Source organism: Tropicimonas sp. IMCC6043, assembly GCF_004146235.1.
GTDB lineage: Bacteria > Pseudomonadota > Alphaproteobacteria > Rhodobacterales > Rhodobacteraceae > Tropicimonas.
The window spans coordinates 55731-78405 of record NZ_SELO01000009.1 but is presented as its reverse complement, the minus strand read 5'-3'; the positions used below and the strand labels follow the sequence as shown (position 1 = coordinate 78405).

At 65.2% G+C, this 22675-nt stretch carries 30 protein-coding genes and 1 pseudogene; 18 read left to right on the top strand and 13 right to left on the bottom strand.

Annotated features, from left to right (window positions below; genetic code table 11):
- The first annotated feature begins 27 nt into the window (after positions 1 to 27).
- The 10 genes from ihfB (at position 28) to EU800_RS11085 (ending at position 5682) form a co-directional block, all read left to right on the top strand.
- Positions 28 to 315 carry an integration host factor subunit beta gene (ihfB, locus tag EU800_RS11130; RefSeq protein WP_129631943.1) on the top strand — a complete coding sequence of 96 codons (288 nt, stop codon included), beginning with the start codon at positions 28 to 30 and terminating at the stop codon, positions 313 to 315.
- A gap of 13 nt (positions 316 to 328) precedes the next feature.
- The gene (locus tag EU800_RS11125) at positions 329 to 694 is read left to right on the top strand and encodes a lipopolysaccharide assembly protein LapA domain-containing protein (RefSeq protein WP_129631940.1); all 366 of its coding nucleotides are present in this window, start codon (positions 329 to 331) and stop codon (positions 692 to 694) included.
- Between the two features lie 4 nt (positions 695 to 698).
- Complete coding sequence (locus EU800_RS11120; protein WP_129631937.1) at positions 699 to 1343, top strand: phosphoribosylanthranilate isomerase; 645 nt, start codon at positions 699 to 701, stop codon at positions 1341 to 1343.
- Positions 1340 to 1789 carry a GNAT family N-acetyltransferase gene (locus EU800_RS11115; RefSeq protein WP_129631934.1) on the top strand — a complete coding sequence of 150 codons (450 nt, stop codon included), beginning with the start codon at positions 1340 to 1342 and terminating at the stop codon, positions 1787 to 1789. The genes EU800_RS11120 and EU800_RS11115 overlap by 4 nt, the downstream gene beginning before the upstream one ends.
- 179 nt (positions 1790 to 1968) lie before the next feature.
- The gene (locus EU800_RS26810; protein WP_165354631.1) at positions 1969 to 2412 is read left to right on the top strand and encodes a Panacea domain-containing protein; all 444 of its coding nucleotides are present in this window, start codon (positions 1969 to 1971) and stop codon (positions 2410 to 2412) included.
- A complete protein-coding gene (locus tag EU800_RS11105; RefSeq protein ID WP_129631928.1) occupies positions 2409 to 2642 on the top strand; it encodes a hypothetical protein in 234 nt (77 codons plus the stop codon). The genes EU800_RS26810 and EU800_RS11105 overlap by 4 nt, the downstream gene beginning before the upstream one ends.
- Positions 2643 to 2765: 123 nt before the next feature.
- A complete protein-coding gene (gene trpB / locus EU800_RS11100) occupies positions 2766 to 3998 on the top strand; it encodes a tryptophan synthase subunit beta (RefSeq protein WP_129631925.1) in 1233 nt (410 codons plus the stop codon).
- A 197-nt stretch (positions 3999 to 4195) separates the two neighbouring features.
- Positions 4196 to 4621 (top strand): hypothetical protein, encoded by a 426-nt coding sequence (locus EU800_RS11095; protein ID WP_129631920.1) that lies wholly within the window; start codon positions 4196 to 4198, stop codon positions 4619 to 4621.
- Between the two features lie 106 nt (positions 4622 to 4727).
- Positions 4728 to 5147, top strand: a complete 420-nt coding sequence (locus EU800_RS11090) for a hypothetical protein (RefSeq protein WP_129631917.1) — start codon at positions 4728 to 4730, stop codon at positions 5145 to 5147.
- A complete protein-coding gene (locus EU800_RS11085; protein ID WP_242500507.1) occupies positions 5119 to 5682 on the top strand; it encodes a helix-turn-helix transcriptional regulator in 564 nt (187 codons plus the stop codon). Before EU800_RS11090 ends, EU800_RS11085 begins: the two co-directional genes overlap by 29 nt.
- On the opposite strand, the gene EU800_RS11080 is transcribed toward EU800_RS11085, so the two are convergent.
- Both EU800_RS11080 and EU800_RS11075 read right to left on the bottom strand, forming a co-directional pair.
- Positions 5668 to 6048: a DUF2237 family protein gene (locus tag EU800_RS11080; protein ID WP_129631914.1), complete on the bottom strand. Its 381-nt coding sequence runs from the start codon at positions 6046 to 6048 to the stop codon at positions 5668 to 5670. The genes EU800_RS11085 and EU800_RS11080 overlap by 15 nt on opposite strands.
- Positions 6049 to 6124: 76 nt before the next feature.
- Positions 6125 to 7036 (bottom strand): LysR substrate-binding domain-containing protein, encoded by a 912-nt coding sequence (locus EU800_RS11075; RefSeq protein WP_129631911.1) that lies wholly within the window; start codon positions 7034 to 7036, stop codon positions 6125 to 6127.
- A 220-nt stretch (positions 7037 to 7256) separates the two neighbouring features.
- Between EU800_RS11075 and EU800_RS11070 the strand changes: the two genes are divergently transcribed.
- Complete coding sequence (locus EU800_RS11070) at positions 7257 to 7442, top strand: hypothetical protein (protein WP_129631908.1); 186 nt, start codon at positions 7257 to 7259, stop codon at positions 7440 to 7442.
- 18 nt (positions 7443 to 7460) lie between these two features.
- Here EU800_RS11070 and pth read toward each other — a convergent pair whose 3' ends face one another.
- Positions 7461 to 8141: an aminoacyl-tRNA hydrolase gene (gene pth / locus EU800_RS11065; protein ID WP_129631905.1), complete on the bottom strand. Its 681-nt coding sequence runs from the start codon at positions 8139 to 8141 to the stop codon at positions 7461 to 7463.
- 79 nt (positions 8142 to 8220) lie between these two features.
- Here pth and EU800_RS11060 point away from each other — a divergent pair, with 79 nt between their 5' ends.
- From EU800_RS11060 to EU800_RS11045, 4 genes and pseudogenes are all read left to right on the top strand, one after another.
- Positions 8221 to 8532, top strand: coding sequence for an antibiotic biosynthesis monooxygenase (locus tag EU800_RS11060; RefSeq protein ID WP_129631902.1), 312 nt, complete (start codon positions 8221 to 8223; stop codon positions 8530 to 8532).
- Between the two features lie 167 nt (positions 8533 to 8699).
- Positions 8700 to 8924 (top strand): annotated as a pseudogene (locus tag EU800_RS27515) (50S ribosomal protein L25); the annotation flags it as partial.
- 254 nt (positions 8925 to 9178) lie between these two features.
- On the top strand, positions 9179 to 9517 hold the full coding sequence (locus EU800_RS11050; protein WP_129631899.1) for a hypothetical protein: 339 nt from the start codon (positions 9179 to 9181) through the stop codon (positions 9515 to 9517).
- Between the two features lie 441 nt (positions 9518 to 9958).
- Positions 9959 to 10219 carry a hypothetical protein gene (locus EU800_RS11045; RefSeq protein WP_129631896.1) on the top strand — a complete coding sequence of 87 codons (261 nt, stop codon included), beginning with the start codon at positions 9959 to 9961 and terminating at the stop codon, positions 10217 to 10219.
- A 321-nt stretch (positions 10220 to 10540) separates the two neighbouring features.
- On the opposite strand, the gene EU800_RS11040 is transcribed toward EU800_RS11045, so the two are convergent.
- On the bottom strand, positions 10541 to 11170 hold the full coding sequence (locus EU800_RS11040; RefSeq protein WP_129631893.1) for a 50S ribosomal protein L25/general stress protein Ctc: 630 nt from the start codon (positions 11168 to 11170) through the stop codon (positions 10541 to 10543).
- A 217-nt stretch (positions 11171 to 11387) separates the two neighbouring features.
- On the opposite strand from EU800_RS11040, the gene EU800_RS26805 reads away from it, so the two are divergent.
- Entirely contained in the window at positions 11388 to 11729 is a 342-nt protein-coding gene (locus EU800_RS26805) for a phasin family protein (RefSeq protein WP_165354630.1), read from the top strand.
- Positions 11730 to 12026: 297 nt separating this feature from the next.
- Here the strand turns inward: EU800_RS26805 and nqrF are convergent, their stop codons facing one another.
- The 6 genes from nqrF to EU800_RS11005 are packed head-to-tail and all read right to left on the bottom strand — an operon-like array spanning position 12027 to position 17884.
- A complete protein-coding gene (gene nqrF, locus EU800_RS11030) occupies positions 12027 to 13247 on the bottom strand; it encodes an NADH:ubiquinone reductase (Na(+)-transporting) subunit F (protein WP_129631887.1) in 1221 nt (406 codons plus the stop codon).
- Positions 13248 to 13259: 12 nt separating this feature from the next.
- The gene (gene nqrE, locus EU800_RS11025) at positions 13260 to 13868 is read right to left on the bottom strand and encodes an NADH:ubiquinone reductase (Na(+)-transporting) subunit E (RefSeq protein ID WP_129631884.1); all 609 of its coding nucleotides are present in this window, start codon (positions 13866 to 13868) and stop codon (positions 13260 to 13262) included.
- Entirely contained in the window at positions 13868 to 14521 is a 654-nt protein-coding gene (locus EU800_RS11020) for an NADH:ubiquinone reductase (Na(+)-transporting) subunit D (protein ID WP_129631882.1), read from the bottom strand. Before EU800_RS11020 ends, nqrE begins: the two co-directional genes overlap by 1 nt.
- Positions 14521 to 15327 carry a Na(+)-translocating NADH-quinone reductase subunit C gene (locus EU800_RS11015; protein ID WP_129631879.1) on the bottom strand — a complete coding sequence of 269 codons (807 nt, stop codon included), beginning with the start codon at positions 15325 to 15327 and terminating at the stop codon, positions 14521 to 14523. Before EU800_RS11015 ends, EU800_RS11020 begins: the two co-directional genes overlap by 1 nt.
- Positions 15320 to 16531 (bottom strand): NADH:ubiquinone reductase (Na(+)-transporting) subunit B, encoded by a 1212-nt coding sequence (locus tag EU800_RS11010; protein ID WP_129631876.1) that lies wholly within the window; start codon positions 16529 to 16531, stop codon positions 15320 to 15322. The genes EU800_RS11015 and EU800_RS11010 overlap by 8 nt, the downstream gene beginning before the upstream one ends.
- Positions 16532 to 16534: 3 nt before the next feature.
- Complete coding sequence (locus EU800_RS11005) at positions 16535 to 17884, bottom strand: Na(+)-translocating NADH-quinone reductase subunit A (RefSeq protein ID WP_129631873.1); 1350 nt, start codon at positions 17882 to 17884, stop codon at positions 16535 to 16537.
- Between the two features lie 242 nt (positions 17885 to 18126).
- Here EU800_RS11005 and EU800_RS11000 point away from each other — a divergent pair, with 242 nt between their 5' ends.
- Both EU800_RS11000 and nqrM read left to right on the top strand, forming a co-directional pair.
- Positions 18127 to 19152: an FAD:protein FMN transferase gene (locus EU800_RS11000; RefSeq protein ID WP_129631870.1), complete on the top strand. Its 1026-nt coding sequence runs from the start codon at positions 18127 to 18129 to the stop codon at positions 19150 to 19152.
- Between the two features lie 30 nt (positions 19153 to 19182).
- On the top strand, positions 19183 to 19422 hold the full coding sequence (nqrM, locus tag EU800_RS10995) for a (Na+)-NQR maturation NqrM (protein WP_129631867.1): 240 nt from the start codon (positions 19183 to 19185) through the stop codon (positions 19420 to 19422).
- A gap of 6 nt (positions 19423 to 19428) precedes the next feature.
- Here nqrM and EU800_RS10990 read toward each other — a convergent pair whose 3' ends face one another.
- From EU800_RS10990 to EU800_RS10980, 3 genes are all read right to left on the bottom strand, one after another.
- Positions 19429 to 19617: a hypothetical protein gene (locus tag EU800_RS10990; RefSeq protein WP_129631864.1), complete on the bottom strand. Its 189-nt coding sequence runs from the start codon at positions 19615 to 19617 to the stop codon at positions 19429 to 19431.
- A 66-nt stretch (positions 19618 to 19683) separates the two neighbouring features.
- On the bottom strand, positions 19684 to 20976 hold the full coding sequence (locus EU800_RS10985) for a hypothetical protein (RefSeq protein ID WP_129631861.1): 1293 nt from the start codon (positions 20974 to 20976) through the stop codon (positions 19684 to 19686).
- A gap of 248 nt (positions 20977 to 21224) precedes the next feature.
- Positions 21225 to 22523 (bottom strand): hypothetical protein, encoded by a 1299-nt coding sequence (locus EU800_RS10980; protein WP_129631858.1) that lies wholly within the window; start codon positions 22521 to 22523, stop codon positions 21225 to 21227.
- Positions 22524 to 22675 lie beyond the last annotated feature (152 nt).

The following is a 22675-nucleotide window of genomic DNA, read 5'->3' as shown; positions in this document are numbered from 1 at the left end:
TTTTTAAGGCGGGCTTGGGGGAGACACATGATCCGTTCCGAACTCATCCAGATCCTTGCCGATGAAAACCCGCATCTCTATCAGCGCGACGTCGAGAAAATCGTCAACACGGTCTTCGAGGAGATCATCGACGCGATGGCGCGGGGAGACCGGGTGGAGCTGCGCGGTTTCGGCGCGTTTTCCGTAAAGAAGAGGGATGCGAGAACCGGACGCAATCCGCGGACAGGGGAGGCCGTGGATGTCGAAGAGAAACACGTACCATTCTTCAAAACCGGGAAGCTGCTGCGGGACAGGCTGAACGGCCACGAGAGCTGAAGGGGAGCGCAAGATGCGTTACATCCGTTATCTGCTTGTGGGGGTGATCGTCGCCGCCCTCGTCGTCATGGCCCTGGCCAACCGTTCGATGGTGACGCTGACCGTGCTTCCGGACTCGCTGGCGACGCTGGCGAACTGGAATTTCGGGATTTCGCTGCCGCTGTTCATCATCGTCCTCGGCGGCGTCGGAGTCGGGCTGCTGCTGGGCTACCTGCTCGAATGGATTCGCGAGAGCAAGCATCGCTCCGAGGTCAGCAAGCGCCAGCGCCAGGTGAAATCGCTGCACCGCGAGGTGACGCGCCTGAAGGCCGAGAAGAACGACGGCAAGGACGACGTGCTGGCGATCCTTGAAGAGGCCGAGACCCGGAAGGCAAGTTGATCCTTTGCCCGAAACTGTCCGAGTCAAGATTTGTGGCCTGACCCGGCCGCAGGACCTCGCCGCTGCGGCGCGTGCCGGCGCGGCCTATGCGGGATTCGTGTTCTTCGCGAAATCGCCGCGGCACATGGAACCGGACGCTGCGCGGTCGCTGGCGCTGGAGGCGCCGCCGGGCCTCGCCAAGGTGGCGCTGACCGTCGATGCCGAGGACGCGGAGCTTGACCGGATCGTCGAGACGGTTCCGCTCGATATGCTACAATTGCATGGCCACGAGAGCCCCGACCGCGTTGCGGCGCTGCGCGCGCGCTACGGTCTGCCGGTGATGAAGGCGGTCGGAGTTGCCGGCGAGGCGGACCTGCCGGCGCTGGCCGAGTACAGCCGGGTGGCGGACCAGCTCCTCGTCGATGCCAAGCCAGCGGCAGGTGCCGAGCTTCCGGGCGGCAACGGGCTCGCCTTCGACTGGCGCCTGATCGCCGGGCGGCGTTGGGCGGTTCCCTGGATGCTGGCGGGCGGCCTGACCCCGGAGAATGTGGCCGAGGCGATCCACCTGACCGGGGCGCGGCAGGTCGATGTCTCCTCCGGCGTCGAGGCGGCGCCGGGCGATAAGGATGCCGCGAAGATCGCGGCCTTCGTCACGGCGGCGAAATCATGAGCGTGATCTGGCGGGAAGCGCGGCGCGGCGACGTACCGGCGGTCGTTGCGATGCTGGCCGATGACGAACTCGGCCAGGGCCGCGAGGGCGGCGAAATGGCGCCCTATCTCGCCGCGTTCGACGCGATGAAGGCCGAGCGCGGCAACCGCCTGATTGTCGGCGAATCCGGCGGCGAGGTGGTCGCGTGCTACCAGATCACGCTGATCTCCGGCCTCTCGCTGACGGCGACCCGGCGGGCGCAGATCGAGGGCGTGCGGGTCGCTGCGCATCGCCGCGGCAAGGGCCTCGGCGCGGCACTGGTGGCAGATGCGGAGATGCGCGCGCGGGCTGGCGGATGTGGTCTGATCCAGCTCACATCGAACCGGGAGCGCGAGCGGGCGCACAGCTTCTACCTGGATCTGGGCTATGTGGCCTCGCATGTCGGGTTCAAGAAAATGCTGCGCTGATACGCGCCCGCATTAGCGAAATTGCAACATCACCTTGCTTCCATACCGGTGCCCAAAAGCTGACGTGGCGCTGCGCTAGCCTGCGGTCATTGACGTCCCGTAGCAACGGCGACCGCGAAGGATCGGGGCCAGTGCATTGCGCCGCGCGGCGGGACAGGAACGTATCGGAAGGCCAGCCAATGTCCGTCTTCACCATTGCCGAACATATCCTCTCGCAGACCGGGCACTTGGCGCCCGAGAAGCTCGAGCGCCTCGTCTATTTCGCCCAGGAGGATGCCCTGGCCGACGGTCTCGAGCCGCTGTTTCACGAGCCGATCGAGGCCTGGGACCACGGCCCCGTCTGTCCGGCGCTCTATTTCCGCCTGCAGGGGCGCCTTCTGGTGCACCCCGGCGATCTCGGGGGACCGGGCGGCGGCCTGACTCAAGCGCATGCGGCCGTCGTCCGGGCGATGCTGGACCGGCTGGGATCGCTTGGCGAGAGCGAACTCGACGCGCTCGCCCGGGACGATGCCCCCTGGCAGAGGGCGCATGGCGGCGGGGCCCGTGCCGGCGGCAGCTTCCAGATCAGCGAGATCGAGATCGCCGGGGCGCGCGGCGGGGGCGCCGGGAGGGCAGGGCGATGATCCCGATCCCCTTTTTCGGCGTTCCGGCGGCGCTCGGCATGCTTCACGCGATCCGGCTGACGCGATCCCTGTCCACCGGCCCGGCGACATACTGGACGACGGAACCGCGCCGTCGGAGGAACGGCGCGGACGGAGATGTCCGGGCGGTGGTGGCCGATGCCGTCGTCGTGGTCCCGGCACCCGTGGCTGCGCCGGCAGAGGCGGCGCCGAAACGGGTGCGGGCGGGCTGATCCGCCACCACGCCGCACGGGGAAATTTCCCGCTGTACCCGGTCCCCGGGGGTTTTTCCCGCTTCGGCCATTGTGTAGGGTCTGCCAACTGCCCGGACGGGCGGAAACAGGAGCAGGAACACCATGGCCGAGGATCTGATCAATTCATTCATGAGCGGGCCCGACGAGCGCGGGCGGTTCGGACTCTATGGCGGACGCTTCGTCTCCGAGACGCTGATGCCGCTGATCCTCGACCTCGAGGCCGAATACGAGCACGCCAAGACCGACGAGAGCTTCTGGGCCGAGATGCAGGATCTCTGGACGCATTATGTCGGCCGGCCCTCGCCGCTCTATTTCGCCGACCGCCTGACGGCGCATCTGGGTGGCGCGAAGATCTATCTCAAGCGCGACGAGCTGAACCATACCGGTGCGCACAAGATCAACAACGTGCTCGGCCAGATCATCCTCGCCCGCCGCATGGGCAAGACCCGGATCATTGCCGAGACCGGCGCCGGCCAGCACGGCGTGGCGACGGCGACGGTCTGTGCCAAGTTCGGGCTGAAATGCGTGGTCTACATGGGTGCGACCGATGTCGAGCGGCAGGCGCCGAACGTGTTCCGGATGAAGCTCCTCGGTGCAGAGGTGGTGCCGGTAACCTCCGGCCGCGGCACGCTGAAAGACGCGATGAACGACGCGCTGCGCGACTGGGTGACCAATGTGCGCGACACGTTCTACTGCATCGGCACGGTGGCCGGGCCGCACCCCTATCCGGCGATGGTGCGCGATTTCCAGTCGATCATCGGCAAGGAAGCCAAGGCGCAGATGATCGAGCGCGAAGGGCGGCTGCCCGACACGCTGATCGCGGCGATCGGCGGCGGGTCGAACGCGATGGGACTGTTCTACCCGTTCCTGGATGACAAGGAAGTCGCGATCATCGGCGTGGAGGCCGGCGGCAAGGGCGTCAACGAGAAGATGGAACATTGCGCCTCGCTCACCGGCGGTCGGCCGGGCGTGCTGCACGGCAACCGGACCTACCTGCTCCAGGACGAGGACGGGCAGATCCTCGAGGGCCATTCGATCTCGGCCGGGCTCGACTATCCCGGCATCGGGCCGGAGCATTCCTGGCTGCACGACACGGGGCGGGCGCAATATGTCTCGATCACCGATGTCGAGGCGCTGGCGGCCTTTCAGCTCTGCTGCGAGCAGGAGGGGATTATCCCGGCGCTCGAGCCGTCGCACGCCCTGGCCCATGTGATGAAGATCGCGCCAGCGCTGCCCGCGGATCACATCATCTGCATGAACATGTGCGGTCGCGGCGACAAGGACATCTTCACCGTCGCCCGCGCGCTCGGCATCGACATGAGCGCGGCGGACTGAGCCGGTCGCTCCGCGCGCCGGACAGCGGCGGGTCTCCACCGCCGCGGCCCGGGCACATCATCGCCTAAACCCGAGTTTATCTCGGGCCTACTGCGGTTGGGGGATGCCCGGATAAACCCGCGGTGAATGGCGCGCGACCGGTCATCGTGTTTCGATTGCACCATGGAAACACGCAGCACATGACCGGGAGGCCCATCATGAAATACGGGACCGTTTTCGTCCTTTCCCTGTCGACCCTGCTTGCGAGCCCTGCCATCGCTCGCGCCGATGTCGCGCAGGATGTCGTGGCGCGGCTGACGTCCGAGGGCTACACGCTGATCCACGTGCATCACAACATGTGGCAGACGCGGATCCGCGCGCATCGGGGCGACGAACTGCGCGTGATCGCGCTGTTCGAACGCACGGGCGAAATTTTCAGGGACGAACGCCAGAGCACCTACGGCGACGTTGACCGGCAGCATCGCGCGGCCTATGGCGGTGATCAGGATACTGCCAACGACGCAGATCGGGATCGTGATCGCGACCGAGACGGCAGCTGCGATCTCGACGGCGAACCTGACCAGGACCGGACGCGGGATCGCGACCACGATGGCGACAAGGGTAACACCGGGACAGAGAGCTGATCCCCCCGGGACCGGCCGCTCGGGCGCCCTCCCGCTGCGGCCAAGCTCTCCCAGGCGCCCGGAGCCCCCAGACCGGGCGCCGACCTCATGCCAGACGGAGCCTGCGATGCGAATTTTTCTGACCTGTCTTCTCGCCGCGAGCCTGTTCGCCCCGGGACCGGCCAGCGCCGAGAGCCTGCAAGACCGGGTTGTGGGCGAATTGCAGGCGCAGGGTTTCGACGTTGTGGAGGGCCGGAGCACGCTGCTCGGGCGGTACCGGATCGTCGCCGAGGCGCCGGGGCTCCGCCGCGAGATCGTTCTCAACCTGCGGACCGGAGAGGTGCTGCGCGACCTTGTGCAACATGTGTCCAAGGGTGATGATCCAGCGCGACCGGACGAGAGCGGGACTCAAGGCGCCGACGGCAAGGCCGATGGCACAGCAGACGACAGCCCGGCCGATCGCGGCGCCACCGAAGACAGCGGGCAGGGACGCGACGGGGCCGGGAAAGAGGACGGCAATGGCCAGGAGAAGACCAACGGCCGATGACATGGCGCGCGTTCCCACGGGATGTGGCGCTCCGAAGACGATCATGCTGGCCGTTGTCGGGCTGCAGATTGTCGGCGCGGTCTTCTTCACCTACGACAGTCTCGGCCCGCTGCTCGGCATCCGCGACACGCCGATCTCCTGGCACCTGCACGAGTTGATCGAAATCGGCGCCGCGGCGGGGCTGATCTCGGGCGCGATCCTCGGGCTGGTGATCCTCCTGCGCAGCGACGCGCAGAGGCAGGCTGCCGAGGAAAAGCTTGCCATGCTATCGAGCGCCTTTCACGAGCTGCTTATGGCCCGATTCGACGACTGGGGCCTGACTCCGGCCGAAATGGACGTGGCCTTCTTCGTCATAAAGGGGTTCTCGACCCAGGAGATCGCCGGATACCGGCAGACCTCGGAGGGCACGGTCAAGGCGCAGACCAACGCGATCTACCGCAAGGCGGGGGTCACGGGCCGGGTGCAGCTTGTCAGCCTCTTCCTCGAGGACCTGATGGACGAGAAGGCGATGCCGGCGGCGCTAATCCCCGGCTGAGACCGCGTGGGTGTAGAGCACTTCCAGCGGCACGATCTCCAGCGCGCGGGCGTGGGTCGCCAGCAGGTTGACCTTCGGCGCGCAGCCCTCGTCATGCGCCTGCAGGAAGCGGGCGGCGCAGAGGCACCAGCGGTCGCCGGGCTTCAGGCCGAAAAAGGCGAATTCGGGCCGGGGTGTCGAGAGGTCGTTGCCGACATATTTCGAATAGGCAAGGAACTCTTCGGTCATCACCGCGCAGACCGTGTGGCTGCCCCGGTCCTCGTCGCAGGTATTGCAGGCGCCGTCGCGAAAGAACCCGGTCACAGGGTTCAGCGAGCAGGGTTCGAGCGCACTTCCAAGGATATTGGTGGAGGGGTCCTTCAGCATGGCTTGGCTCCGCATGGGTCCCGGTCAAGCATAGCCGCGCAATCCGCCCTGTCGAGAGCGCGGCCCGGCGCGGCCGCTACCACCCGAGCGCCCTGCGATCGGCCTCGGCCTCGTGGATAACCCAGTCGCGGAACAGCCGGACCTTTGGGTCGTGCCATTTCTCGCCGGGACCCAGCAGGCAGATCGTCCCGAATGTCGACTCACAGGTCATCTCCGGGAAAGGGGTGACGAGCATGCCCGCTTCGAGCTCGTCCCGGGTCAGAACGAGATCCGCCATCACCACCCCGGCGCCCATCACAGCCGCCTTGGTCGCCATGTCGAGATTGGGAAAGTCCTGCCCCGATGCCGGGTCCAGCCCGGTAACCTTGAAGGTGCGGATCCAGTCGGCCCAGTCGGCATGACTCGGGGTCTCGTGCAACAGGGGGTGATGGCGCAGATCCTCGGGGCGTTCGAGCGCGGGTCCGCTTTCGAGGCGCGATGGCGCGCAGGCCGGGGTCAGAAGTACCGGAAAGAGTGGCAGGACCTCGATTCCGTCCGGCCGGTTCGGCCAGATCTCGCAGGAGAAACCAATATCGTATTCCTGCGTGTCGAACCCACCGCCCCTGTGGAAATCCGTCGTCAGGCGGATGTCGATCTCCGGATGCGCGCGGCGGAACCGGTCCAGCCGGGGAATGAGCCAGCGGATCGAGGTTGCCGGTGGGCAGATAATGCGCAGGCCGGCTTGCTCGGCGGAGATCCGGCCGGTTTCCCGGGCGATCCTCTCGAAGCATTCCGTGAGAACCGGGAGCAGCCGCTGCCCGGCCTCCGTCAGGCGCACACCCTGGCCGGTGCGGCGAAAGAGCGGGGCGCCGACCTGTTCCTCCAGAAGCTTTACCTGCCGGCTGATCGCGCCGCGGGTCACGTGGAGTTCCTCGGCCGCGCCGACGAAGCCCTGGTGCCGGGCGGCTGCCTCGAAGGCGCGCAGGGCGTTGAGCGAGGGGAGTTTCACGAGTGGACCCAGGATCAGTTTTTCTCACCAACTATGGGAGAAAACATGGTTTGTTGGCAATGGGGGCTTCGCTGTAGTCTCGGAGAGCGATCAGGAAACGCGGAGAATTTTCATGACAATGGTCAGATCCTGCGAAAATTCGTTCTTTTCGGAGCTGTTCAGCCGCGTCCGGAGGATGTGGTGTGCGTTGAGTGGAAATCACTTGGGGGAAGGCCCCGAGATGGCGCAGCGACGCTTGCGCGCGGAGCTTGCCCGCCTTGCCAGCACTGCGCCCCACCTGCTCGCTGATATCGGCCTGGAGCCGGAAGGGCGCGGCGGCAGGGCCTGGTCCGGAGCGGGGTACCGGGTCGTCCGGACGCCGCCCGCGGGGGAATCCGAGGTCGAGATCCTCGCTGACGCGGGCTGAGCCCGGATCTGCCAGAGATCACCTGAAACGATCGATCAGCCTCTGAATCGGGCTTCTCTCTTCCGGCTGGGCGGCCGGCGCCTCGGCCTTCGGGGCCTCGGCCGCCTTCGGCGCCGTTGCCGATGAGCGCGGCGGGTTCACCCGGAGCGCCACCGCGTTCATGAACTTTCCTGCATCGCCCGCGGCAAGGTCCGCCGCGCCGTCGCTCAACCCGCGCAGGACGTCGTCGAGCCAGTCAGCGTCAGCTTTGGGAAAATCGTGCAGCACGTAGCCCGAGACCGCGTCCTTGTGGCCGGGATGGCCGATGCCGAGGCGGACACGGGCGTAATCCGGTCCGATGGCGGCGTGGATCGAGCGCAGCCCGTTATGCCCGGCATGCCCGCCGCCCTCCTTGACGCGGACCTTGCCGGGGGCGAGGTCGAGCTCGTCGTGGAACACGGTGACGTCGCCCGGCTCGAGCTTGAAGAATCGCATCGCCTCGCCGACCGACTGGCCGGAGCGGTTCATGAAGGTCTCGGGCTTGAGCAGCATCACCCGCTCCGAGCCGAGGCGGCCTTCCGCGAGGCTGCCCTGGAACTTGCCGCGCCAAGGGCCGAACCCGTGATCTTCGGCAATCCGCTCGACCGCCATGAAGCCGATATTGTGCCGGTTGCGGGCGTATTTCGGGCCCGGGTTGCCGAGGCCGACGAAGAGTTGCAAGGGGCGCCTCCGGTTGTGGTTGACCCTGACCCTCTCATGCCGTGAACTCTGGCCCGATGCCAGCCTCAAGGAGCGTGCGATGTATCTCACAATGAACCGTTTCCGGGTCAAGCCGGGCTGCGAGGCGGAATTCGAGGCGATCTGGAAGGGGCGGGAGACGAAACTGCCGGAGGTGCCGGGCTTCGTCGCCTTCCACCTGATGAAGGGGCCGGAGGCCGAGGGGCACCGGCTCTACGCGTCCCACACGATGTGGGAGAGCGAGGCGGCGTTCCGGGCCTGGACCAAATCGGAGGCGTTCCGGCAGGCCCATGCCGGGGCGGGGGAGAGCCGGGACATCTATCTCGGGCCACCGGAGCTGGAAGTGTTCACCTCGGTCCAGCAGATCGAATAGGGCGCAGGGCAGGGGGCGGTGCTCGGCATCTCGGGTGCATTCCGATCTGGAAATCACCTGTGCGGACCACTCTGGCATTTTCTGTGGTCGCCGAACATCCGCCGGGCCTGCGAAGCCACCAGGTATGCATACTCGGTTCCGTGGCGTGGCTTGCCCGGTCACGGGTTTGCAACGGCATCAAGCGCGGCGGCGTTCTGACGGTGGTGCGCCCGGAAATCGAACTGGTGGTAGCCGCTGGCGACATCCCCTCGAAGGTGGAAATCTCGCTCGCGGGTCTCGACATCAACGATCACATCTCGATCTCGAGAGTGAAGCTGCCCGAAGACACCAAGGCGACCATCGACCGGGACTTCAACATCGCCTCGATCTCGGCACTCTCCGGCCTGAGCAGCTGGCGGCGGTGGTGGTGGCGGTGGCGAGGACGCGGAAGAAAAGACCGAAGAGGCCTGATCTCCTTCTCCAGTTTGCGTCGAAGGGCGTCACGCACTGGGGCGGCCTTCGTGTTTCATGGTGAGACAAAGATATTGCGAAGCTCTCGGCCCCAATGGCCGCTCTGAGCCCTTGGCAGACCTTCGTGAGAGATGCATCGTCCCGCGCGAAGGGCCGCAAGCCGAGATCAATTCAGCGTGTGCCACTCGGTGCATACATGGCACGCAAACAGGCAATGGCATACCTTGAAGTTCCTGAAGTTTGGAGGATGAAAATGAGACGTTTATTCTATTCAGCCGCTATTGCGGCAATTGTCGGTGTGCCGGGTGTCGCCCTGGCTGGGATCGGCAACGGCAACGGAGTCGACAACGGTAACAAGAACGGCTGGGGATCGGTGGACCACCAAGGTCATGAGATGTCCGTCCCGAAGGGACTTGTTGAAAGCGGCGATAATGGCCGCGTCGACAACGGCGGCGGCAATGGCGGCGAACATCCCGGGCATCACACGCCAAATCACCATGGCGAAGATGGTCCACATGATGCGGATCCGAACTAGGGAACCAGCGCACAGTACCCAAAAGCCAGAAGCCCGGCCGCCCTTGTGGCCGGGCCAATTCGTATTTGGCTATTTGAAGAAGCACCAGTAAAGAAAACTGGATTCTGAGGGAATGGCAGCCGAACGGGAATAGCTGGGTAGCCCGAAGTGCCGTCATTGGCTGCCAGCTTTGTCCGCACTCCCGAAGTTCGGAACACAAACTCCTCGAAGTTGTCCTCCGGAAGCGTGTTCGAGCCAAGCGGCATTGTCCGACGAGAATCGTTGCGGCATCCGCAGAAAGGCAACATGCTGAAACTTACGCAGGGGCAATCCCTGTCAAGGGAGGGGCAGAAGGCGATCTTAGACGAAAAGAAAACGGCGTTGGCGGAGAATGACGCGGACGCCAGAAGCGCCCCATCCCGCAAGCAGCTGCCAGGATTCAAAAAGGGGAGGACACCCGACATGCCGAAACTCATCGTCACCCATGACGTCGACGACGTCGCTCATTGGCTCGCGTCCCCGAAGCGGGCGGAAGTGTTCGAGGGCATCGCCACCGACCTCCAGACCTACGTTCTGCCGGGCGACGAAAGAAGGGTCGCGCTCTCCATGGAAGTCGCAGACATGGATGCGATGGAAGCCATGCTGAAGAGCGAGGCGGGAGCGGAAGCGATGAAATATGACGGCGTGCACCCGGACACGATCGTGATCTATTTCGCCGGTTGATCGTCGAGTGATCTCCTTCGGAACACCTTCCGGGAGAGGCTGACGCCGCGCCTGCACTTTGCGAGACCCGTGCGGGTCCTCGAAATGTCGTCTTCCTGACGGCTCCTTCGGTCGGTACAAGGCCGGATCGAGTCTCTGGTTGGTGACGCTAAACATGATGGACACGGCGACGTAGGCTCCGTGTGGGCACGCTTGGGCGTGGTCCGCCGGGGCGCGCGGTGTTCATTGCCGCTCCGGGCTCCGCAACCACCGAGATCCTCCACGAATCGAAAAGGGCGCCCCAATGCGGGACGCCCTTCGAAACGAACTTGGGGAAGAGAATCAGGCCTCTTCGGTCTCTTCTTCCTCGTCCTCGCTGCCGCCACCGCCGCCAGCGCTGAGGCCGGAAGGCGCCGAGATCGAGGCGATGTTGAAATCCCGGTCGATGGTCGCCTTGGTGCCCTCGGGCAGCTTCACCATCGAGATCGAGATGTGATCGTTGATGTCGAGACCCGCGAGCGAGATCTCCACCTTTTCGGGGATGTCGCCGGCGGTCACCACCAGTTCGATCTCCGGGCGCACCACCGTCAGAACGCCGCCGCGCTTGATGCCGGGGCAATCCTTTTCGTCGGTGAACTCGACCGGGATGAACAGGTTGACCTTGGTGCTGCGGTGCAGGCGCATGAAGTCGACATGGGTCGGCAGGTCCTTCACCACGTCGCGCTGCACGCTGCGGCAGATCACGCGGACGTCGTCATGGCCGTCGACCTTGAGGTTGAACAGCGTCGACAGGAAGCGGCCTGCCTTGAGGCGCTTCATCAGCTCGTTGAAGGGAAGGTTAATCGTGACGGGGTCGGCGCTTCCGCCATAGACCACGCCCGGTACAAGCCCGTCGCGACGAGCTTGGCGAGCGGCCCCCTTGCCCGTCCCCGCACGAACCGTGGCGTGAAGATCAGGAATCTCACCAGCCATTGGTATCTCCTAGAATATGGGCATCCTCCAAGGGTGTATGCCCGGTGGGTTTGGAAGCTGCGGCTATAGGCCGGTTCGCCGCGATTGGAAAGGGAAAATCTCGCCGGCCGGGAGAATCCTCGGGGGGGGGGGCGTTGACACAGGTCAAGGACAGTCGCCTGACCTTGCGGCATGTTGGCCCAACCGATCAGCGAGTCGTGCAGGGGGGAGGTGTGCGATGACAGCCGAGACGGACGCCGTCAAGACAGCGACAGCGACGATGATGTCGATCTTCGAGGATTGGCAGAAGGCGGGACTGGGCGCATGGGCCTGGACCAATCCCGCGTGGTACGAGACGGCTCTGGAGGTCAATACAGAGCTGGCGAGGTTTGTTTCCGACCGCATCCGCCAGGATCTCGAGTTTCAGGCGGAACTCATGCAATGCCGCGACGCGGCGAGCTTCCGCGAGGTGCAGGGGAAATTCCTCAAGGAGGCGTTCGGCCAGTATTCCGCCGAAACGGGCAAACTGGTTCGCATGAGCCAGGAGGCAATGGGGGTGGCGGCAGAAGAGGAGAACTGACCCGCCGGTTCTTTCGCGGGCGTCGGGGAGGACCCGAAAGGGGCGGCGCTTGCGCGGGGTGGGGCCTTGATCCTGCTCCCGGCCGTCGTTCGGCTCATCGGAGCCGGGCGGCGGCCGTTTTCGTTGGCATCGACCGTTGGGCCGCGCTGACGTATTTGCCAATGGGGATGAGCGCCGCGGCTCGTCGATGGCGCGGCGCCTCTCCCACCTCCGGCCGGGACGGGCTCTCGGATCGCGCGCCAGACAAAAAGGGCCGGAGCAATCCGCCCCGGCCCGTCGCACGTCCCCGATCCCGGATCAGCCGCCGAAATCGTCGAGCATGATGTCCTCGCGGTCCACGCCGAGATCGAGCAGCATGTTGATGACCGACTGGTTCATGATCGGCGGTCCGCACATGTAGTATTCGCAATCTTCGGGCGCGGGGTGGTCCTTGAGATACTGCTCGTAAAGGACGTTGTGAATGAAGCCGGTATAGCCGGTCCAGTTGTCCTCGGGCAGGGCGTCCGACAGCGCGACATGCCAGGTGAAGTTCGGGTTCTCGGCGGCGAGCCGGTCAAAATCCTCGACATAAAACATCTCGCGCTTCGAGCGCGCGCCGTACCAGAAGGTAATCTTGCGCGTGGTGGCGAGCCGCTTGAGCTGGTCGAAGATGTGGCTGCGCATCGGCGCCATGCCGGCGCCACCGCCGACGAAAACCATCTCCTTGTCTGTCTTGCGGGCAAAGAACTCGCCGAAGGGGCCGGAGATGGTGACCTCGTCGCCGGGCTTGAGGTTGAAGATGTAGCTCGACATCTTGCCCGGCGGGATGCCCACCGCGCCCGGCGGTGGCGAGGCCACGCGGACGTTGAGCATGATGATGCCCTTCTCCTCGGGGTAGTTTGCCATCGAATAGGCGCGTTCCACCGGCTCCTCGACGCGGCTCTCGTATTGCCAGAGGTTGAAGCGGTCCCAGTCCTCCCTATATTCCTCGGCAATGTCGAACTCGGTGTATTTCAGCTCGTGCGCCGGGGCTTCGATCTGGATGTAGCCGCCGGCGCGGAAGTTCACGTTCTCGCCCTCGGGCAGCTCGAGCACCAGCTCCTTGATGAAGGTCGCCACGTTGTCGTTGGAGCGCACCTTGCAGCGCCATTTCTTGACGCCGAAGACCTCCTCGGGGACCTCGATCTCCATGTCCTGCTTGACCGCGACCTGACAGGAGAGCCGGTCACCCTCGGCGGCCTCGCGCTTGGTGATGTGTGTCTCTTCGGTTGGCAGGATCGAGCCGCCGCCGGAATGCACCCGCACCCGGCACTGCGCGCAGGTGCCGCCGCCGCCACAGGCGGAGGGAACGAAGAGATGTTGCCCGGCGAGCGTCTGCAGGAGCTTGCCGCCGGCCGGCACGTGGATCGTCTTCTCGCCATTGATGGTGATCGCCACGTCGCCCTGCGCGACCAGCCGGGAGCGGGCGAACATTATGATCGTCACCAGCGCCAGAACGATCAGGGTGAAGAGGGCGACTCCCAGGATGAATGTCGTCATCTCGCGGCTCCCTTACAGCTTCACGCCGGAGAAGGACATGAAGCCCATCGCCATCAGCCCGGCGGTGATGAAGGTGATGCCGAGGCCCTGCAGCCCGTCCGGGATGTCAGAATATTTCAGTTTCTCGCGCACCCCGGCCATGGCGGTGATTGCGAGTGCCCAACCGAATCCGGAGGACAGGCCGTAGGTCACAGATTCGGGGAAACTGTAGTCGCGTTCCACCATGAAGAGCGAGCCGCCGAGGATGGCGCAGTTCACGGTGATGAGCGGCAGGAAGATGCCGAGGGCGTTATAGAGCGGCGGGAAGTATTTATCGAGGATCATCTCGAGGATCTGCACCATGGCCGCGATCACCCCGATATAGGAGATGAGCCCGAGGAAGGTCAGGTCCACGTCGCCGAACCCCGCCCAGGAGAGGGCACCGGGCTTCAGCAGCCCGTTCAGGATGACGTTGTTGGCTGGCACGGTGATGGTCTGGACCACCATGACCGAGATGCCGAGGCCGATGGCGGTGGAGATCTTCTTCGACACGGCGATGAAGGTGCACATCCCGAGGAAAAAGGAGAGCGCGAGGTTCTCGACGAAGATCGCCTTGACCGCGAGCGAGAGCAGCCCTTCCATCAATGCGCCTCCACTTTCTGGATGCTGAACTCGCGCTCCTCGACCTGTTCCGGCTTCCAGGACCGGAAGGCCCAGATGATCAGCCCGATGATGAAGAAGGCAGAGGGGGGCAGCAGCAGCATTCCGTTGGGCACGTACCAGCCACCGTTGTTGACCGTGGGCAGAATGGTGATGCCGAAGAGGGAGCCCGCGCCGAAGAGCTCGCGGATCGTGCCGACGAGCATCAGGATGAAGCCATAGCCGAGCCCGTTGCCGACCCCGTCGACGAAGCTGTCGAGCGGCGGGTTCTTCATCGCGAAGGCCTCGGCACGGCCCATCACGATGCAGTTGGTGATTATCAGGCCGACAAAGACCGAGAGCGTCTTGGAGATCTCGTAGAGAAAGGCCTTGAGGATCTGGTCGACGAGGATCACCAGGCTGGCGATGATAACCATCTGCACGATAATCCGGATCGAGCTCGGGATCTGGTTTCTCAGCATCGAGATGAACATCGAGGAAAAACCGGTCACGAATATCACGGCGAGCGCCATCACGAAGGAGACCTTGAGCGAGGAGGTCACCGCCAGCGCCGAGCAGATGCCGAGGACCTGGAGCGTGATCGGGTTGTTGTCGACCAGCGGATCAACAAGGTATGTGCGTCTCGTCTGCGCCATCAGAGTGCTCCCGCCTTGAGATTATCGAGGAAGGGGCCGAAGCCGTCTTCGCCCATCCAGAAGCGGACGAGGTTGTCGACGCCGACCGAGGTCAGTGTCGCGCCCGCGAGCGCGTCGATATGGTATTGTTCCTCGCCGGCGGGCGCGCCGCCCTTGGCCACCGAGATTTTCAGCGCGCCGCTCTCGTCGCGCAGCGCCTTGCTGGCCCATTGCGCCTTCCAGCGCGGGTTGTCGACCTCGGCGCCGAGGCCCGGCGTTTCGGCGTGGTCGTAGAACTGGAGCCCGTAGATGTCGTTGCCGTTTTCCTCAAGCGCGATGAAGCCGTACAGCGTCGACCAAAGGCCGTAGCCGTGGATCGGCAGGATCACCTTGTCGATGTTACCGGCCGCGTCGTTGAGCAGGTAGACCGTCTGGTAGCGGCTCTGCCGGCCGATCCCGGCGGGGTCGTCCTCAAGCGCAACGGAAAGCGCCGGGTCGGAGGCCGCGGCACGGTCGTCGAAGTTGGCGGCGTCGAACTCATCGGTGAAAGTGCCGGTCTCGAGGTCCACCACCCGCGGCTCGAAGGCGGCGAACGCCTCCTGGATGTTGATCCCTGGCTCGTAGACACCGGCGACCTGGAGGATGTTGATCTGCTTGTCGCGGAGCTTGTTCACCTCCTGGATCGGGCGCAGGCTCACCGCCGCGGCGGCCACGACCATCGAGCAGAAGAGGCAGAGCACGACGGCGACGGTGACGGTCTTGGGGACCGAGTCGACCGGCAGCGCCTTCCAGCGCTCGAAGAAACCCCTGGTGTCGTTCTCAGGCATTGCGCTTTGCCCTCCGAGCGATGTTGGCCCGCACCACGAACCAGTCGATCAGCGGGGCGAAGATGTTGGCGAAGAGGATGGCGAGCATCATGCCTTCCGGGAAGGCCGGGTTGATGACGCGGATCATCACCACCATGAAGCCGATCAGCACGCCATACCAGAAGCGGCCGACATTGGTGTGCGCCGCCGAGACCGGCTCGGTGACCATGAAGGCGAGGCCAAAGGCCCAGCCGCCGAGCACCATGTGCCACCAGAAGGGCATGGCGAACATCGGGTTGGTGTCGGAGCCGATGAAGTTCAGCAGCGCCGAAAAACCGATGGTACCGGCCACGCAGCCGACCACGAGGCGCCAGTTGGCGATCTTGGTGACGAGCAGGAAGGCGAGCCCGATCATGCACATGACCACCGAGGTCTCACCGATGCATCCCTGGATCGTGCCCCAGAAGGCGTCCCAGAAGGTGATATCGGCAGAGGCGAGGCCGGGTACGCCCTCGCGGGCGGTGATGCCGAGCGCGGTCGCGCCGGAGAAGCCGTCGACCGGCGTCCAGACGCTGTCGCCCGACATCTGCGCGGGATAGGCAAAATAGAGGAAGGCGCGGCCGACCAGCGCCGGGTTGAGGAAGTTCTTGCCGGTGCCGCCGAAGACCTCCTTGCCGATGATGACGCCGAAGGAGATCCCGAGCGCGACCTGCCATAGCGGCGCGGAGGCCGGCAGGATCAGAACGTAGAGCATTGAAGTCACGAGGAAACCCTCGTTGACCTCATGGCCGCGGATGACCGCGAAAACCACTTCCCAGATGCCGCCGACGACCAGCGTCACGATGTAGATCGGCAGGAACCAGAGCAGGCCGTGGAACATGTTGGCCAGCAGGTTGTCCGGGTTGAGCCCGAATCCACCAAGCGCCTGCATCACGCCCACTCGCCAGCCGGTCAGCGCCTCCGGCCCGAGATCGGCGATGGCGCGGTTGGCCTGGTAGCCGGTGTTCCAGAGCCCAAAGAGGATGCAGGGGATCGTGGCGATGACCACGAAGGTCATGATCCGTTTCATGTCGGTAAAGCTCCGCGCATGCGGTGCTACCGTGGCCACGGTCCTGGGGGTGTAGAGGAAACTCTCGACGGCCTCGTAGAGGGCGAAATATTTCTCGTACCGGCCGCCTTTCTGGAAACTCGGCTCGATCCGGTCGAAGAACGCGCGCAGACCCATCGCTCAGCCCTCCTTCTCGATCTTGGTGAGGCAGTCGCGCAGCGCGAGGCCGTACTCGTATTTGGCCGGGCAGGCGAAGGTGCAAAGCGCGAGGTCTTCCTCGTCGAGCTCCAGCGCGCCGAGCGCCTGGGCGCTGTCGGTGTCCATGACGAGGAGCGCGCGCAGGAGCTGTGTCGGCAGGAGATCCTGCGGCACCAGTTCCTCGAAGACGCCCGTCGGCACCATCGCCCGCCGCGCGCCGTTGAGATTGGAGGCGATCGGGAACCTCTTCAGCCGGTCCAGCGCCGAAGTCAGAATCGGCATCACTGCGAACTGGTCGGGCCGCGGGCGCAGCCAGCCGAGCAGGACCTGCTCGCGGTCCTCGGTGATCAGCGTCACCGCGCGGGCATAGCGGCCGAGATAGTCGAAGGCGCCACCATCCGACATCCGCCCCGAGAGAACCGAGCCGGAGATCACCCGGAGCGGGTCGTCGCCGGTGATCTCGCCTGCCGTGAGTTCCGAAAGATTCGCGCCCAGTTTGGTGCGGATCAGGCGCGGGTTGGCGGCGCGGGGACCGCCGAGCGAGATAACGACCGAACTGTCAAGCCGGCCGGTCCGCATCAGGTGGCCGATGGCGACGACGTCCTGGTATCCGATGGTCCAGACAATGCGCTGCGGCGAGGGTGGGCCGAGGTAATGCATGTGCGTGCCGGGAAGGCCCGCGGGATGCGGGCCGGAAAAGGTCGCGACCTCGACGCCGGCGGTGTCGCCGCCCGGGATTGCAGCGCCCGTGGCGTGGCAGAGCCAGGTCTTGCCCGCGCTGAGCTGCGCCACGGCCGCGAGGCCGGCCGAAAAATCCTCCGCCCTCTCGGCAAGGATCACCGCCGGGTCGGGTGCCAGCGGCTCGCTGTCCATCGCGGTGACATAGATCGCCGCGGGGCGGCTGCCGGCGGGCGGGATCTTCGAATAAGGTCGCGTGCGGAACGCCGTCCAGAGACCTGACTTCTTTATCTTTTCTGCGATCGTGTCGGCGTCCGCGCCGTCCGGGAGCGGGCCGAAATCCATGCCCTCCTCGGTGATGTCGTCGATGTCGATCACCACGGATTGCAGCACCCGCCGCGCGCCGCGGTTGATCGCCCGGATGCGGCCGGTGGCCGGCGCAGTGAAGAGCACCTCGGGCGAATCCTTGTGGCAATAGAGCGGTTGACCGCGCTGGACACTGTCTCCCTCGGAGACCAGCATCCGGGGCTTGAGGCCAAGGGAGTCGGGCCCGATCAGCGCAACCGAGCCGAGTGCCGGCCCGTCGTGGATCACCTGGTCCGGGGCGCCGGTTATCGGCAGGTCCAGACCTTTCTTGAAGGAGAATTCGGGCATGTGTCCCTGCGACTTCCGTTCCGGTTCGATCTTTTCTCCGATCTGCCGCCAAGTGTAGCCCGACCTGCTGGGAAGGTCATCGTACACTTGAGCATACAGACCTTCCCTTCATAATCAGACCGATGCTGCGGCGCAACATGGCCGTGACGGTCTCGGATGGTCCATCCCGGCCTCCGCGTTGACAGCCGGACCCGAAAGGTGCCAGACCCTCCGAAATCCAGTCCGTATCGCGGGGATGCTCCATGCGCGCTCTGTTTTTCCTTCCCGTCGGCCTTGCGCTCTCCGGCTGCTTTTCGGGGGACGAGGGCGAGACGTATCGTTTCTCCGGCGAGACGATGGGGACGACCTATCATGTCACCGCGGTCGGCGTGCCTGACGAGGTGACCGAGACCGAGATCGCCCTGGCCATCGAGGAGACTCTGGCGGCGGTGAATGCCTCGATGTCAAACTGGGACAAGGAATCGGAGGTGTCGCGCTTCAACGGTATGGCGAGCACCGAACCGGTCGCGATCTCGGCCGAGTTCGCCCATGTCATGGCCGCCGCGGACAAGGTGCACGCGCTTTCGGAAGGAAAGTTCGACGTGACGCTCTTCCCGCTGATTGAGCTCTGGGGCTTCGGGGCCAAGAAGCCGGGCGATCCGATCCCGTCGGATGCGGAGATCGCGGCCGCGCTCACCCATGTCGGTCAGGCCGATCTGGTCGCCCTTGACGGCGAGACCCTGGCGAAGCGCGATCCGGAGGTGTCCGTCAACCTCTCGGCCATCGCCAAGGGCTATGGAAATGACGCGGTCGCGCAGGCGCTGCGCGGCTTCGGCATCGAGAACTACCTCGTCGAGATCGGCGGCGACCTCGTTTCCGCAGGCCGGAACGACGAAGGCGAGAAATGGAAGATCGGCATAGAGACGCCGGAGGGCAAGGCAAACTCGGTCGAGATGGTGCTGCCTGTCTCCGACCTCGGCATGGCCACCTCGGGCGACTACCGAAATTTCTTCGAACAAGATGGCGTGCGCTACTCGCATATCATCGACCCGACCACCGGCCGGCCGGTCACCCACCGGACGACCTCGGTCACGATCCTGGCCGAGGACGGCATGATGGCCGATGCGCTGGCGACCGCGATGATGGTGCTTGGCGCGGAGGAGGGGATGCGGATCGCCGAGGCGAACGACCTCGCCGTCTTCTTCATCTCGCGGGCCGAGTCGGAGGCCGGTCAGGATTACGTGAAGGCGGCCAGCCCCGCCTTTGAAAAACTGCGCGACGCCGAGTAGACTGCGCAGGACGCCCCGAAAGGAGATCCGATGGCCACCTTCCTGCTCGCCTTCCTGCTGCTCGGCACTGTCTTCCTCGCGATGGCGGTGGGAGTCATCCTTGTCGGGCAGCGGATGCGGATCAAGGGTAGCTGCGGCGGGCTGAACGCCATTGCCGGTGCGGACAAGTGCGTCGTCTGCCAGCAGGACATTGATCCCGATTCGCCGCTGCGCGACCGGATTCACTGCAAACGCGCGCAGCGGATGGCCGCGGAGATGGGGTCGCGCTAAGCCTGCTCAGACCTGCAGTGGCAACAGAGCCAACGCCAGGAATCCCAGAAGCGCCGGTGTACCGTAGAGCCATGCCCGGAGCCGCCAGCCCGGCGCCTGCGCCTTCCAGGTCTGCCTGAAGGCCCGGCCGGAAAACACCAGGACGAGAAACAGCAGCGTGGCAGTCAGCGGCGTCAGGGACAGCGTGTCGGGCAAGGCAAGCCTCCGGAAGCGGACACGACTGTCATCGCACAGTCGGCGCCCGCGTGCCAGCTGCCGCGCTCAGGACTTCGTGAGCTTGAGCCTGTGTGCCCAGATCTCGGCGCGGGTGACCGAGAGGATCGTCTCATGCGTCGGCTCGGACACGAGCCGCGCACCGCGGTAATTGACGATGACCGTTGCGCCCATCTGTCCCTTGTCCGCGACGATCATGATCACCGCCTCCGGTTTCCCGTCGGGGTCGCGGCGGATCCGGTGCACGGACACGCAGGTCACGTCCACGCGGCGCGGAAGCCGCCGGAAGAGCAGGTCGATCGCGTAGGAGGCGAGCAGCTCGCGGCAGGCCCGTTTCGCGATATCAGCCATTTCCGGCGCGATGACGGCGAGGCGGCGGCCGACAGCGTGCGGCTTGTGGAACTGGATCGCGTCGATGTCGTCGTTCTCGATCTTCTCCAGTTCCTCGGGCGAAATCGGTTCGCCGCGGTCCATCGCCGGGTCCGGGACGGCTTCGAAGAGCGTGTAGCCTTCCTCGAGGGCGGCGCCGAAGCGGTGGCCGGCCGAGGTACGCATCCAGTAGCAGGGCTCGACCCGCTCCGGGCCGATCGTGAGATGCCAACTGCCGCCCATGTGGACGGTCGGCTCCGGCGGCTCGAGCGAGGCCGCGACCATGCCGAGGCCGAGATGCGTCTCGTCGCTCAGGAACATGTCGGTGCGGGCGATTCCCCGCGTCGTGCGGCGCTTCTCGAAATCCGGATGACTTGCGAGGATCGCGCGCATCGCGGCAGGGTGGGCTTCGTCTTCGACCACCGCGAGGCTGGGCAGCGTGGTGATCCAGTCGGCGATTCGCACGACGAGGCTGTCGAGATCCGACAGGACGCGGAACGGGCTGTCGAGCTTCTGGAGTTCCGGTGCGATCCCGTTGATGAATCCGGTCAGGGTGGTGACGTTCTTGGGGTTCATCGCGATCCAGGTTTGCATCTGGCCAAAGATCTCGCGATGCGCCTGCGCGTTCAGCGCCCGCAGCCCCTGGTCGATTTCGCCCAGCGTCTCCGGAAGGTGCCGCATGGCGCGGCGCACGAACCAGGAATGGCCGCCCCGCAGGACCTGCACGTGATAATCATAGCATTGCCGGGCAAGGATCGCTTCGAACGGCAGTTCGTCCTGCCGGAAATGCCCGTCCTCGACGAGGCAGTTCACGAAGTCCGAAACCGCGCTGACGAGCCCCTCCGGGTTGGACTTCGCGGCGTCGACAACCGAACGGCGCAAAACGATCTGCGATTGATGGAAACTGACTTCCTGCGGAATCTCCGGGGCACTTTCGTGCCGGTGGAAGCGGGAGAGCATTCCTTTGAGCATAATTGTCCTCGTCGTCTGGTCTGAAAAAATGTGTGTTCAGCAAAATCGCTGTTAACCTTTTGCTCTCCAGCCTTGGCGGAACGATGGCGGAATGCGAGAAAATCCCGGTATTTTTGGCTCAGATTGTGGCGACGCCGATGACGGCTGCCACATTTGGGGGTTGTGCCGTGCCGGTATACGACGTAAGGCCAGCCGCGCCGCTTTGGCGCGGTCAGGCAGAATACACCGTCGGCAAGGTCCGGGCCGGATCAGGCAGGACGCGCGAGATCGCGATGGGCCTCGATCTCGGAGCGGTCGACGACGGCCAGCCGCTGGTGCGTCGGCTCGCTCACCAACGTCGCGCCGTCCGAGGTCACAATGGCGGAGAAGGCGCGCGTGGCGTCGTCCGCGACGATCATGACGATCGCCTCGAGCCCGCCCGTCCGGCCCTTGCCAATGCTGTGCACCGAGACACAGGTGACCCGGGTGGGGTCGTTGAGCCGGTCGAGCAGGAGGTGGATCGCGGTGGCGGCCTGCAAGTGCCGACACACGTCCACCGCGAGCTTGACCTGCGCGGCAGGCACCACGGTGAGCCGCTGGCCGAGACAATGCGGACGGTGAAACAGGATCTCGTCGATCCGGTCGTGACGCAGCAGGCGGAGATCGGCGAGCGAGGGCGCATCCTCCGCCGGCGCGGACTCCGGAATGGCTTCATAGAGCGCGAACCCCTCGGCCAGGAGCACGCCGAACCGCTCAGCGGTAACGGTGCGCATCCAGCGCGCGGGAGAGACCGTGTCCGGGCCGGAGGTGAGGTGCCGCAACGTGCCGATACGGATCAGCGGTTCGGGTGGGGCCATCGAGGCGGCGGCCATGCCGAAGCCGACATGGGCCGGGTTGGACAGAAGATGGTCGAGCGCGGCGATCGACTCGGCGGCGATCTCGTCTCGGGCGCGCTCCTGCGGCGGCGCGATCCGGTGCAGCGCCTTCGGCCAGTCGGCATCCTCGACAGCTTCGAGCAGGCCGGTCCCGGAGATCCATTTCGCGAGCTTTGCGGACAGCGGCGTCCACGCCTCGAGCGTCTCGAACGGCGCGTCGAGGGCGGCGAGGTCTGGGGCGGCGTCGGTCTCGTCGCCGATCAGGGTGGAGGCGATCGACGGATTGCGCGCGATCCAGGTCTCCATCTTCCCGAAGAGCCGATGATGCGCCTCCGCGCCGCAAGCGCGCAGCGCGGCGGCGGCATCGGCGAGGATCACCGGCAGGGTATGCTGCGCGTTGCCGACGAATCCGACATGGCCGCAGCCGAGCACCTGCTGGCGGTAGAGATCGGCGTGAAAGAGTTGCAGCGCCTCTTCCGGCACGTCGCTGCGGCGGCATCGCGCCGTTTCGGTGAGGTGGTGCACGAATTCGACGATATCGGAGACCAGCGTCTTTGGATCGCTGTCGAGGGTCAGGAGCGCCCGGCGGCGGACGAGGATGCGGGGAATCCGGCAGGTGTCGCGCGGTGCCACGGGCAGGGTGGGAGCGGCCGGTTCAGGTCCACGGAAACGGGAAAACAGGTTCTGCAGCATCGCGCCCTCCTCGAGCTCCTTTCGGTCGGGAAAGGAATGTCCGCGATCATTCGACAGACACTTGAGGGCGAAAGCGTGGCCAAAGGGTGGATTTTTGAGCGAAATGGGTCGGCTCTTCCGGGACGGTCCGCGAATTGGAGACAATGACGCGG

What these genes read in the sequence shown, in the direction of transcription:
- EU800_RS11000 (WP_129631870.1), top strand. Translation starts at nt 18,127, where the DNA reads ATGCGCGCTCTGTTTTTCCTTCCCGTCGGCCTTGCGCTCTCCGGCTGC.
- EU800_RS26810 (WP_165354631.1), top strand. Translation starts at nt 1,969, where the DNA reads ATGTCCGTCTTCACCATTGCCGAACATATCCTCTCGCAGACCGGGCAC.
- ihfB (WP_129631943.1), top strand. Translation starts at nt 28, where the DNA reads ATGATCCGTTCCGAACTCATCCAGATCCTTGCCGATGAAAACCCGCAT.
- EU800_RS11095 (WP_129631920.1), top strand. Translation starts at nt 4,196, where the DNA reads ATGAAATACGGGACCGTTTTCGTCCTTTCCCTGTCGACCCTGCTTGCG.
- EU800_RS11050 (WP_129631899.1), top strand. Translation starts at nt 9,179, where the DNA reads ATGGCACGCAAACAGGCAATGGCATACCTTGAAGTTCCTGAAGTTTGG.
- EU800_RS11005 (WP_129631873.1), bottom strand. Translation starts at nt 17,884, where the DNA reads ATGCCCGAATTCTCCTTCAAGAAAGGTCTGGACCTGCCGATAACCGGC.
- EU800_RS11070 (WP_129631908.1), top strand. Translation starts at nt 7,257, where the DNA reads ATGGCGCAGCGACGCTTGCGCGCGGAGCTTGCCCGCCTTGCCAGCACT.
- EU800_RS11115 (WP_129631934.1), top strand. Translation starts at nt 1,340, where the DNA reads ATGAGCGTGATCTGGCGGGAAGCGCGGCGCGGCGACGTACCGGCGGTC.
- EU800_RS11010 (WP_129631876.1), bottom strand. Translation starts at nt 16,531, where the DNA reads ATGGGTCTGCGCGCGTTCTTCGACCGGATCGAGCCGAGTTTCCAGAAA.
- EU800_RS11040 (WP_129631893.1), bottom strand. Translation starts at nt 11,170, where the DNA reads ATGGCTGGTGAGATTCCTGATCTTCACGCCACGGTTCGTGCGGGGACG.
- nqrF (WP_129631887.1), bottom strand. Translation starts at nt 13,247, where the DNA reads ATGACGACATTCATCCTGGGAGTCGCCCTCTTCACCCTGATCGTTCTG.
- EU800_RS11105 (WP_129631928.1), top strand. Translation starts at nt 2,409, where the DNA reads ATGATCCCGATCCCCTTTTTCGGCGTTCCGGCGGCGCTCGGCATGCTT.
- EU800_RS10980 (WP_129631858.1), bottom strand. Translation starts at nt 22,523, where the DNA reads ATGCTGCAGAACCTGTTTTCCCGTTTCCGTGGACCTGAACCGGCCGCT.
- EU800_RS11080 (WP_129631914.1), bottom strand. Translation starts at nt 6,048, where the DNA reads ATGCTGAAGGACCCCTCCACCAATATCCTTGGAAGTGCGCTCGAACCC.
- EU800_RS11060 (WP_129631902.1), top strand. Translation starts at nt 8,221, where the DNA reads ATGTATCTCACAATGAACCGTTTCCGGGTCAAGCCGGGCTGCGAGGCG.
- nqrM (WP_129631867.1), top strand. Translation starts at nt 19,183, where the DNA reads ATGGCCACCTTCCTGCTCGCCTTCCTGCTGCTCGGCACTGTCTTCCTC.
- EU800_RS11020 (WP_129631882.1), bottom strand. Translation starts at nt 14,521, where the DNA reads ATGGCGCAGACGAGACGCACATACCTTGTTGATCCGCTGGTCGACAAC.
- trpB (WP_129631925.1), top strand. Translation starts at nt 2,766, where the DNA reads ATGGCCGAGGATCTGATCAATTCATTCATGAGCGGGCCCGACGAGCGC.
- nqrE (WP_129631884.1), bottom strand. Translation starts at nt 13,868, where the DNA reads ATGGAAGGGCTGCTCTCGCTCGCGGTCAAGGCGATCTTCGTCGAGAAC.
- EU800_RS11090 (WP_129631917.1), top strand. Translation starts at nt 4,728, where the DNA reads ATGCGAATTTTTCTGACCTGTCTTCTCGCCGCGAGCCTGTTCGCCCCG.
- EU800_RS10985 (WP_129631861.1), bottom strand. Translation starts at nt 20,976, where the DNA reads ATGCTCAAAGGAATGCTCTCCCGCTTCCACCGGCACGAAAGTGCCCCG.
- EU800_RS11085 (WP_242500507.1), top strand. Translation starts at nt 5,119, where the DNA reads ATGGCCAGGAGAAGACCAACGGCCGATGACATGGCGCGCGTTCCCACG.
- EU800_RS11015 (WP_129631879.1), bottom strand. Translation starts at nt 15,327, where the DNA reads ATGCCTGAGAACGACACCAGGGGTTTCTTCGAGCGCTGGAAGGCGCTG.
- EU800_RS26805 (WP_165354630.1), top strand. Translation starts at nt 11,388, where the DNA reads ATGACAGCCGAGACGGACGCCGTCAAGACAGCGACAGCGACGATGATG.
- EU800_RS11045 (WP_129631896.1), top strand. Translation starts at nt 9,959, where the DNA reads ATGCCGAAACTCATCGTCACCCATGACGTCGACGACGTCGCTCATTGG.
- EU800_RS11125 (WP_129631940.1), top strand. Translation starts at nt 329, where the DNA reads ATGCGTTACATCCGTTATCTGCTTGTGGGGGTGATCGTCGCCGCCCTC.